The sequence below is a fragment of the Lacinutrix chionoecetis genome, from assembly GCF_053604665.1.
The window spans coordinates 1-12287 of record NZ_JBSHNQ010000079.1; the positions used below are offsets into that span (position 1 = coordinate 1).

The window sequence follows — 12287 nt, forward strand, 5'->3', positions numbered from 1 at the left end:
GTTGCGCCTGGTGTTACAATGTTTACTGTGCTTACATCTATCGTTCCATCTGGATCTTGATCGATACCATTGCCATTGTCTGCAAATGGATCAACTACCGCTGGTGTGTTCGTTGGTAAGCCTGTAATATCATCGTCTTGCGTTACTGGTGGTTGTTGGTAAGTAATCGTTACCGTAGCTTCATTAGATACATTACCATCGTTATCTTCAACTGTATAAGTTATTGGTGTTGGGTTACCTGTAAATGTTCCTAAAGGAGTAAATGTTAAATTCCCAGATTCATCTAAAGTCCAAGTTCCTTCATTAACAACTATTAAAGTATCGTTATCTCCATCGCCATTTTCATCTGTAGCTCCTGTAGTCGTAATGGTAACTGTTGCAGGATCAATTGTACCATTAGCATCACTATCTGCGCCATTACCATTATCTGCAGTAACATCTAAAGTTACTATAGATCCAATAGCATTATCTAAGTCCTCATCATCTTGAGCAATTGGAGTACAAGCAGCACCAGATACGTTAGCATTTGTAGAACTAACGTCGTCTTGACCATTTCCACTGTTTGCTGCATTAGGAATACCGTTTGCGTTAACAGTACCTATTATCATTCCATTTCCATCAACTTGAGCGAATGTGATTCCACCATTTCCTTCTAAAGCATCAAAACAACCATCATTATCACTATCTGTATCTAAATGATTAGGAATTCCATCGTTATCACTATCTACAGTTGTAATAGTAGAAGGATTTGTAAAATTAGTAGCACAATCGAATTGGACGTTATGCTGTCTTCCACTTGCTGAAGCTCCAGCAACTCTTGCTACTACACCTAATCTTAGAGTATATGAAGATTGATTTACATGCTGTGTAGCATAATTTACTTGTGGAAAATTATTTGTAACACCTGGATATTCAGTTGTTCCAGAAGTACCAACAATAAAATCACCTTCATTTGTAATTGTTAATTCAGTAGGATCTTCTACTGTATAATTTTCTGTGTATTGAGACCAATTTTGTTCACCATAAGAAGTGTTTCCATCTACATCATTAAAATTAGCAAAAAATTGTGGGATAACAACATCATTTACTCCAACTGTTCCGCCAGAAGTAACGAAATCAAAACGATACTCTGTATAAGCTCTATCTCCTATATTTGCTAAATTAAAAGCAGATCTTGGTTGAAAAGAGTTTGGATTTGAATTATTATCATCCAATACTGGAACTGTAGTTCCATTTAATTCTGTAATTGTTACTAAAGCATCAACATTAGTCGCTACATTAGGGAATCTAAATGTTTCATTTAATAAAAAAGTATTTATGTCTCCATCTCCACCTGGTTCTTCAGTATATGCATTATTGAAATTTAATGTTGTTTGAGAACCACAGGTTGGTGTGGTGTTTGTAATTACAAGCCCTTCATCTGCATCGGTAATACCATCATTATCGTCATCATCATCACAACCATCTGGATAGGCATCTCCATCTGTATTAATATTATCATCAAAACCTGGACATGCATCATTTGCATCTATAACTCCATCACCATCTGAATCACATTGATTAAAAGTATCAAATGCATTAGCATCGGCAGATGTTCCAACTGGTTGACCGTCATTTACATCTACATTATTAGGCACACCTGTTGTAGTATCTACAGTTCCATCTAATTGTCCATTAGGGAGAATGTTTGCCAGTAAGATATTATCGCCACCTTCAAGAGCATCAAAACAACCATCATTATCACTATCTGTATCAAACTGATTAGGAATACCATCACCATCAAAATCACAAGGGTCAGCCTGAAGCGGTATTAATTCGCTTTCCAAAGTTCCTGTAGGGCCCAACCAGAACTCTCCTCTAATATCAACATAATCTAAAGCTGATAAAACTGAATCAAACTGAGCTTGAGTAACCCCAAAATTTGCTGCAGTTAGAGGCACAGTAATTGTGTAATCTCCTATCACTGTAGGTACGGTTTGACCAAAAGGATCTTGTGTTAAATCTAAAGTTAATTGTGTGGCTCCGCTACCGATACGAATATCTGTAGTTCCTCCAAAATAATCTTCACCTGCATCTTCAAGATATATTCTGAAATTCAAATTATTACCATCAAGATATAAATAGTCTCCACCTTGCGTATTTAACCTATAAAACGTTGGATTTGCTGCTTGATCTATGTAACGTAAACCTTCCTCATCACCATTAGGCCCAGCATCTGTAACGTAAGGTGTTCCCGAGGCTCCACCTTCAACCACTTCTAAGGCACCCGACTGCGCAGTAGAAATGATTAAATCTCTTGTTAAATTTAAATTAGGACATTCTACTGTATCTAAAATTCCATCATTGTCATCATCAAGATCACACTCATCTGAAACGTTATCACCATCATTATCAGGGTTTCCAGATGCAGCAGCATCACACGGGTCTACAGCAGGACATGCACTGACTCCATCAGTTACCTGACCTAAAGTGGCTGTGTAATTTGGAACACCATCTCCATCTGGGTCTACACTTGGTGACAGACCATCTGCATCTCCAGAGAGATCACTAAATTGAAAATTAGGAGTTAAATCTGTAGTAGCTCCAACTTCATAAGCATCAGAACATCCATCATTATCACTATCTGTATCTAAATAATCTGGAATATTATCATTATCTGTATCTAAAGGACTACAGAAAAATAAATCTCCGATTAAAATATACGCAGCACTTTGGGCATCTCCAGGAGTAGTATTTGTATCTGGGACATCATAGAATCCATCATTATCCAGAAAACCTGAAGTAATACTAACACTTGTAACAGTTTGATTATCGAAACGGATATGAAGTGTTGAACTGGTATTATTTACATTATTACCATTACCAACAACGCTTTTTATTCCTGGTGTTGGATTATTAGCTGCACCTGCAGCATAAATATTATATGAGGGAGTACCAGTTTCAGTTACGTATAATGGGATAATTGTTGAACCTGCATCATTTTGAGCAGTAATAGTAACGAAATCTGCAATATCTAAATCTCCTATAGAGAAACGCAAGTTACTAACTGGTGAGCTAAAACTAATATTAGTTGTTTGAGCATTGTTACCTGTATTAATGTTATATACTGCTCCGTCGGCTGATGCCACTTGAACCACATCTCCATCTCCGCCACCATTACCATCAGGATCGGCATCGTCATATAAATTTCTATTATCACCTGCATTACCACTAACGCTTGGAAAATTAGCTCTTAAACCTGTTCCTCCAAAATTATAAGTTGCTGTTATACCACCTGCTGTTGTTGTGTATGTTGATGGTGCTTGATTAACTGTTTCACCTTGCCAATCTGTATTAAAGGTAGTTGGACAGCTACCTTCATCACTGTCTAAAATTCCATCGTTATCATTATCTAAATCAACATTATCATTAACCCCATCTCCATCTGCATCATCTGCACAACTTGGTAACGTCATGTTTGCTGTCACCTCTTTTGTTGCTCCGTAGGTCCACGTATTAATAATACGTGTATTACCAAAATCGTTACAAGTTAAGGTATCTGTATTATTACCACCATTGCTAACGGCCGGCACAGTATCGTCTGGATTACTTGAACTCCAGGCGTGAGCTGGACCAACAATACCAGACAATAAACCAGCACGATTAAAAGTTGCACTCGCTGTTGTTATGTTGTTGGGTAAATTTGAAGCATTACAAACAGTACCTGTTGTTACGATTTCTCTATCATCCCATCTTAGTAATCTATTATCTGTATTTGGCGCTATACCAACAATGCTTAGACCATTTATGTTTAATTCGGCATCATCCATTGGTATATTAGTTCTTCCTATAAAAGAAGTAATTATAACAGAAACAGACGAAGAACTTACTGGATTACCTAACCCATCAAGACCGTTCCAAGGAAACTCATTTAAACCTGAAAGATTTTCATAGGTTTCTATTAAAACATCTTCTGTACCTGCCTGATAACCTACAGTACCATTAAGATCTAAAACTATTGCCGTGTCTTGAGGTAATACTAAATTTACTGGGATTGTATAACTTCCTGGGCATCCATTTAAACTTCCTCCAACAAGTGAAGGGTTTGGTTCTGCACTTGGAATAAACACATTTTGATCTGGTGAAGCTATGAATACCTGATATCCATTTCTTAATGCTGGTGCTGTACCAGTGCCGTAAGTTTGTGATGCTCGAGTTGTTAAAAAATTATTTGCTGCATTATCATCGTTAACAACACCGTATTTATTCATTGCTAATTGATAACCAAATGGTCTAAAGCCTTGAGTAAAATCTACTTCAAGTATTACTTGGTCATCTGTATATGCGAAAAAATTACCTTCAAAAGAGGCAGCACTATTAGGGTTAGGCACATTTGGTGTTCCTGCGTTACTATCTGCATCTTCTACTCTATATGTAATGAAACTCCATTTTCTTGACCATATTCTACCTTCTTTAACAGGATCGGCTGCATCAGACACATTTCCTACTGTTAAATCAAAATATGGCAAAAAATGATATCCATTTAAATCGTTAGGATCGTAAGGAAACGTTTGATCGTTTGTTGCTGCTGTAGCACCTCCATCGTTACTTCCATAAAGTGCTATATAATAATCTCCGTTTGCTGATGGGTCAAATGTAATTGGTGAGTATCCATTAGTTACACCACCAATATTTGGACCATTAACAGCTTGACTATAAGTATTAATAAAACCCGCAGAACCATTCGTATTGGTAAATAATATAGGCGCCGTTTGAGGATTTCCTGCCGCGTCAAATATTTGGTAATAGAAATTAGTTGATAAATTGTTATTGCCTCCGGCAAATGCATTTCGCACTCTTGCCTGAACACCAAAATACAAATTTTCCTGTGTAGCATCTGCAATAGTGAAATAAATTCGCTGCGACTCTGTTCCTCCTAAATAAGGTCCTGTTGCTGGTGATCCTGGTAAAGGATCTGTAACAATGTAAAGCGCTGTACCATTTGTTTGATTTGGCATTACTTGTTTAGTACCATCTGCAAAAACATTCGGTATTGCAAAAAGTAAAGCAAAAATTAGAAACAAAATGCTTGACCAATTTTTATTGGATAGGGTAGAATTTTTCATATTAGAATGAATAAAATTGAATTTTATATTTTTAGGATAATAGCTATAATTGAGCAAACCAGCTAAAAAACTGGCATAGGTAGGACATTTCAAAGTTGAGAGGAATTTGATTTTTTGACTTGTGGCTAATAAGAATTTAAAAGTAATTTTTATCATATACTAATTACTTGGTTATTGGTTTTAAGCGGTAAATCAATATATAGTACTACCTAAAGTAAAGACAATACTACAAAAAGATTTAACTTTTACGTTATCTGTACATTTTATTCGTTTAAATGCACGCAAATTTTATTCAAATTTATCTCATTTAACACGAATATGTTATGTTAAAGAAAATATAAAACAAAAATAACGATTAAAAGTGTTTTTTTATCGACTAAAAGTAATTTTTTTGTTCTTTTGATTGATTTTTCTTTCAAAAAATACAGAAAACACCTTATATCCAGAAGCAAATATATATAATTACTTCTTAACGATATATTTATCTTACAAAAAAAGTGAAATCTCAATTTATGAAAAATATAATTTTTGCAACAGATTCACACAAACTATATTTACATTAAAAGTATATTTGCACAAATTAATATTATGAAATTTCTTGAAGAAATAAAAAGAAGAAGAACCTTTGGTATTATCTCTCACCCAGATGCTGGTAAAACTACATTAACCGAAAAATTACTATTATTTGGTGGTGCGATACAAGAAGCTGGTGCTGTAAAAAGTAACAAAATAAAAAAAGGTGCAACCAGCGATTTTATGGAAATTGAACGCCAACGTGGAATATCTGTTGCCACTTCTGTTCTTGCTTTTGAATATGATGGTATTAAAATTAATATTCTCGATACTCCAGGACATAAAGATTTTGCCGAAGACACTTTTAGAACCCTAACTGCAGTCGATAGTGTTATTGTAGTAATTGATGTTGCCAAAGGTGTTGAGGAACAAACAGAAAAACTTGTTGAAGTGTGTCGAATGCGTAATATACCAATGATTGTTTTTATTAATAAAATGGATAGAGAAGGTAAAGATGCATTCGAGTTATTAGATGAAATTGAACAAAAACTTGGGCTTAAGGTAACACCTTTAAGTTTTCCAATTGGCATGGGTTACGATTTTAAAGGCATCTATAATATATGGGAGAAAAACATCAACCTATTTAGCGGAGACAGCAGAAAAAACATTGAAGAAACCATTGAAATTTCAGACTTAAATTCTGAAGAACTTACTAAATTAATAGGTGAAAAAGCAGCAAATACCCTACGTGAGGAAATTGAATTAGTTGAGGGTATTTATCCTCAATTTAATAATGAAGATTATTTAAGTGGTAATTTACAACCAGTCTTTTTTGGCTCTGCATTAAATAGTTTTGGAGTACGAGAATTGTTAGATTGTTTTGTTGAAATTGCACCAAAACCAAGACCAAAACAAAGCGAAGAACGTCTTGTAAAACCAGATGAGGATAAATTTACTGGCTTTGTGTTTAAAATTCATGCCAACATGGATCCTAATCACAGAAACCGATTAGCATTTATAAAAATTGTTTCTGGTGAATTTAAGAGAAACACACCTTATCTTCATGTTAGACACGATAAGAAAGTTAAATTTTCTAGTCCAAATGCGTTTTTTGCCGAAAAGAAAGAAATTGTTGACATCTCATATCCTGGTGATATTGTAGGTTTACAAGATACTGGAACCTTTAAGATTGGAGATACTTTAACAGAAGGAGAGGTATTAAATTACAAGGGTGTACCAAGCTTTTCTCCAGAACATTTTAGATATATTAATAATGCTGATCCTTTAAAATCTAAGCAACTAAACAAAGGCATTGATCAACTAATGGATGAAGGTGTGGCTCAACTATTTACACTTGAACTCAATGGACGGAAGGTTATTGGGACAGTTGGAGCTCTTCAGTATGAAGTAATACAATACAGATTAGAACATGAGTATGGTGCAAAATGTACTTATGAACCTCTAAATGTTTACAAAGCTTGCTGGGTTGACCCTGAAGATCCTAAAAATGCAGAATTTAAAGATTTTAAAAGAGTGAAACAGCGATTTTTGGCAAAAGATAAACGTGGTCAATTGGTATTTTTAGCAGACTCTTCTTTTTCCTTACAGATGACACAACAGAAATATCCGACCGTAAAATTTCATTATGTTTCAGAGTTTAGGTGAAAAAAAACTATTTAAAGGCATTTTAAGCATATTTATCTATACGCACTGTAATTATAGTAGCAAAATATTTATTTATTGAATTAAAGCATGTTTCTGAAACCGAATTCTCCAACAGCTATTATAAAAAATTATAGATTTTAATTTTACTATAAAAAAAAGTTATTATTGTTGGTGTTATAAAAAAAACCTCTGAAAAGATTTCAGAGGTTTTTTTTATGCCTGACCGGTTGGACCAAAATTTAATGGAATTGGTGGTTGGTCGTAATCTTTTATTTCTCCATGTGCTTTTTCAAAACGTTGCACATTTTCGTTTAATGCTTTTAACAAACGCTTAGCATGTTGCGGTGTTAAAATTATTCTGGATTTAACTTTACTTTTTGGTGTTCCAGGCATAATACTAACAAAATCAACTACAAATTCTGAAACTGAATGATTGATTATAGCCAGATTAGAATAGATCCCTTCTGCTACTTTTTCGTCTAACTCAATATTTATTTGTCCTTGTTTTGGTTTATTATCTTTATTATCTGCCATTACTATTCTTTTATGTTTTCTTAAATACGAAAACTGATTTATTTATTCATTAATTAAATAAAAAAGTCCTACTAATAATAGCAGGACTTTTAACTTATTTTAAAGCGATTCCAACCTGCGTTGGTACAATCTTACTATTAATTGTAGTTCACTTCTTGTTTAGCTTTCATCATCTGGTCGAATTCTTCTTTAGATCCTACAATAATGTTTTCGTAAGCACGCATTCCTGTTCCTGCTGGAATTCTGTGTCCTACAATTACATTTTCTTTTAAACCTTCTAAAGAATCTACCTTTCCTGCTACTGCTGCTTCGTTTAAAACTTTTGTTGTTTCCTGGAACGATGCCGCAGAAATAAACGATTTAGTTTGTAACGATGCTCTTGTAATACCCTGAAGTATTGGAGTTGCAGTTGCTGGTTGTGCATCTCTTGCTTCTACAAGCGCTTTATCTTCACGACGTAATAAAGAATTCTCATCTCTTAATTCGAAAGCAGTTATTATCTGTCCTTCTTTTAAGTTTGTAGAATCTCCAGCATTTTCTACTACTTTTTTGCCAAAAATAGCGTCGTTTTCTTCGATAAAATCAGCTTTATGAGCTAATTGATCCTCTAAGAAGATAGTATCTCCAGAGTCTATAATTCTCACCTTACGCATCATTTGTCTTACAACAACTTCAAAATGCTTATCGTTAATTTTTACACCTTGTAAACGGTATACTTCTTGAACTTCGTTCACCAAGTATTGTTGTACAGCTGCAGGACCTTTAATGTTTAAGATATCGTTTGGTGTTATAGAACCATCAGACAATGGCATACCCGCTTTAACAAAATCGTTTTCTTGTACAAGAATCTGATTCGATAATTTCACTAAGTATTTCTTAATATCGCCTAATTTAGACTCCACAATAATCTCACGATTACCTCTTTTAATTTTACCAAAAGAAACCACACCGTCAATTGCACTAACCACCGCTGGATTAGAAGGGTTACGAGCTTCAAATAACTCTGTTACACGTGGTAAACCTCCTGTAATATCACCTGCTTTGGCAGATTTACGAGGGATTTTAACCAAGACTTTTCCAATCTTAACTTTCTCTCCATCGTCAATCATAATATGCGCACCTACAGGTAAGTTGTAAGAACGAATAGCTTCGCCTTTACCATCCTCAACAATAAGCGTTGGTATTAATTTTTTGTTTCTTGATTCTGAAATCACTTTTTCCTGGAAACCTGTTTGCTCATCAATTTCTACTTGATAAGTAACTCCCTGTTCGATATTTTCATATCTAACTTTTCCAGCAAATTCTGAAATAATAACACCGTTATATGGATCCCAAGAACAAACTACATCTCCCGCTTTAAGTTTATCTCCATTCTTAACGAATATAGTTGAACCGTAAGGAATATTATTTGTACTTAAGGTAATACCAGTTTTCTTATCAACTAATTTTAACTCGGAAGTACGTGAGATTACAATGTCTGCATCTTTACCGTCACCATCCGTGCCTTTAACAGTCTTTAATTCTTCTATTTCTGCAATACCATCAAACTTAACAACTAACTTGTTCTCTTCAGAAATGTTTCCTGCAATACCTCCTACGTGGAATGTACGAAGTGTTAACTGTGTACCAGGTTCTCCAATAGATTGTGCTGCAACAACACCAACTGCTTCTCCTCGTTGTACCATTTTGTTTGTTGCTAAGTTTCTTCCGTAGCATTGTGCACAGATTCCTTTTTTAGCCTCACAACTTAATGGTGAACGAACTTCTACTGCATCTACAGGCGAATTTTGAATTTTCGCTGCAATGACATCATCAATTAGTTGTCCAGATTCTACTAACAACTCCTCAGTTAGTGGGTTATATACATCGTTAAGTGCTACACGCCCAACAATTCTGGCTTGTAACTTCTCAACAACTTCATCATTTTTCTTTAATGCTGTAACTTCTACACCTCTTAATGTTCCACAATCCACACTGTTTACAATAACATCTTGAGAGACATCTACTAAACGACGTGTTAAGTAACCTGCATCGGCAGTTTTAAGAGCGGTATCGGCAAGACCTTTACGCGCACCGTGAGTAGAGATAAAGTATTCTAAAATTGAAAGCCCTTCCTTAAAGTTAGAAAGAATAGGATTTTCAATAATTTCTCCACCACCTGCATTCGATTTTTTAGGTTTGGCCATTAATCCACGCATACCTGTAAGCTGGCGAATCTGTTCTTTAGATCCACGTGCTCCAGAATCAAGCATCATATACACGGAGTTGAATCCTTGCTGGTCCTCACGAATACGCTTCATTGACAATTCGGTCAATTCAGCATTTGTAGAGGTCCAGATATCAATAACCTGATTGTAACGTTCGTTATTGGTTATAAGTCCCATATTATAGTTACCAGTAATACCATCAACTTTTTTGTTGGCAGCATCAATCATAGATTGCTTCTCTGGTGGGATAATAATATCTCCTAAACTAAATGAAAGTCCACCTCTAAAGGCGAATAAGTATCCTAACGTTTTAATTTCATCTAAGAAAGCAGCCGTTTCTGGTACGCTTGTTACTTTTAAAATTTCACCAATAATATCTCTTAAAGATTTCTTGGTTAAAACTTCGTTAATATAACCTGCAGCAGCTGGTACTTTTTCATTAAAAAGTACTCTACCTGTTGTAGTTTCTATAATTTGTGGAACTAATTCTCCTGCTTCATTAAAGTCGATTGTACGCACTTTAATTTGAGCGTTTAAATCTACACGCTTCTCATTGTAAGCAATGGTTACTTCTTCGGCAGAGTAGAATGTTAAACCTTCACCTTGTACTGGAACTTCTGGAGTCGATGTACGTAATTTGGTCATATAATATAAACCAAGTACCATATCCTGAGAAGGTACAGTTACTGGTGAACCGTTTGCAGGATTTAAGATATTATGCGACGCTAACATTAATAATTGCGCTTCTAAAATAGCTTCTGGTCCTAACGGTAAATGTACTGCCATTTGGTCACCATCAAAATCGGCGTTAAAGGCTGTACAAACTAATGGGTGTAATTGTATTGCTTTACCTTCAATAAGTTTTGGCTGGAATGCCTGAATACCTAATCGGTGAAGCGTAGGAGCACGGTTTAGTAGTACTGGATGTCCTTTAAGAACATTTTCCAAAATATCCCAAACCACTGGCTCTTTTTTGTCTATTATTTTCTTTGCAGATTTTACAGTTTTTACAATTCCTCTTTCAATTAATTTACGAATGATAAATGGCTTGTAAAGTTCTGCTGCCATATTTTTAGGAAGACCACATTCAAATAATTTTAATTCTGGTCCTACAACAATTACAGAACGTGCTGAATAATCTACACGCTTACCAAGTAAGTTTTGACGGAAACGTCCTTGCTTACCTTTAAGCGAGTCTGATAACGATTTTAGCGGTCTGTTAGAATCTGTTTTTACTGCAGATGATTTACGTGTATTATCAAACAATGAATCTACCGATTCCTGTAACATACGCTTTTCGTTACGTAAGATAACTTCTGGAGCTTTAATCTCTACAAGTCTCTTAAGACGGTTGTTACGAATGATGACACGACGGTATAAATCATTTAAATCTGAAGTTGCAAAACGTCCACCATCTAAAGGCACTAATGGTCTTAATTCTGGCGGAATAATTGGCACAACTTTCATAATCATCCATTCCGGACGATTTTCTCTGTTATTATTAGACTCACGTAAAGCTTCTACAACCTGAAGACGTTTTAACGCTTCGGTTTTACGCTGTTTAGACGTTTCGGTATTTGCTTTATGACGTAATTCAAAAGATAAAGCATCTAAATCTATACGTGCTAATAAATCTATAAGACACTCAGCTCCCATTTTCGCAATAAACTTATTAGGGTCTGAATCTTCTAAATAGTTATTATCCTGCGGAAGCGTTTCTAAAATATTTAGATATTCTTCTTCAGTTAAAAAGTCCATTTTTTGTAATGGTTCTCCTTCTGCATTTTTAGCATTACCAGGTTGTATTACTACATATCTTTCGTAGTAAATAATCATATCTAATTTCTTAGATGGTAAACCTAATAAATATCCTATTTTGTTTGGTAACGAACGGAAATACCAAATATGAGCTACAGGCACCACCAAATTAATGTGTCCTACTCTGTCACGACGTACTTTCTTTTCTGTTACTTCTACACCACAACGGTCACAAACAATACCCTTGTAGCGAATTCTTTTATATTTTCCACAAGCACATTCGTAGTCTTTTACGGGACCAAAAATACGCTCACAGAATAAACCATCTCTTTCTGGTTTATGTGTACGATAATTAATAGTTTCTGGCTTTAAAACTTCACCTCTTGACTCTGCTAAAATAGACTCTGGTGATGCTAAACCAATTGAGATTTTATTAAATCTCTGTACTGTATTCTTATCTTGCTTTCTTGCCATTTTTCTTAGTATTCAGTCTCAGTCTCAGTAC

At 34.9% G+C, this 12287-nt stretch carries 4 protein-coding genes; 1 reads left to right on the plus strand and 3 read right to left on the minus strand.

The window, feature by feature from the left end:
- The coding region (locus tag ACVC43_RS07265) for a hypothetical protein (RefSeq protein ID WP_452223842.1) at window positions 1–5105 on the minus strand (5105 nt) is incomplete at its 3' end.
- Between the two features lie 588 nt (window positions 5106–5693).
- Between ACVC43_RS07265 and ACVC43_RS07270 the strand changes: the two genes are divergently transcribed.
- Window positions 5694–7283, plus strand: a complete 1590-nt coding sequence (locus tag ACVC43_RS07270; RefSeq protein ID WP_452223843.1) for a peptide chain release factor 3 — start codon at window positions 5694–5696, stop codon at window positions 7281–7283.
- A gap of 213 nt (window positions 7284–7496) precedes the next feature.
- Here the strand turns inward: ACVC43_RS07270 and ACVC43_RS07275 are convergent, their stop codons facing one another.
- A complete protein-coding gene (locus ACVC43_RS07275; protein ID WP_452223844.1) occupies window positions 7497–7817 on the minus strand; it encodes a DUF3467 domain-containing protein in 321 nt (106 codons plus the stop codon).
- 137 nt (window positions 7818–7954) lie between these two features.
- On the minus strand, window positions 7955–12256 hold the full coding sequence (gene rpoC, locus ACVC43_RS07280; protein ID WP_452223845.1) for a DNA-directed RNA polymerase subunit beta': 4302 nt from the start codon (window positions 12254–12256) through the stop codon (window positions 7955–7957).
- Window positions 12257–12287 lie beyond the last annotated feature (31 nt).

Excerpts from the sequence above, each read along its gene's own strand:
- ACVC43_RS07270 (WP_452223843.1), top strand. The coding sequence starts at position 5,694 with ATGAAATTTCTTGAAGAAATAAAAAGAAGAAGAACCTTTGGTATTATC.
- ACVC43_RS07275 (WP_452223844.1), bottom strand. The coding sequence starts at position 7,817 with ATGGCAGATAATAAAGATAATAAACCAAAACAAGGACAAATAAATATT.
- rpoC (WP_452223845.1), bottom strand. The coding sequence starts at position 12,256 with ATGGCAAGAAAGCAAGATAAGAATACAGTACAGAGATTTAATAAAATC.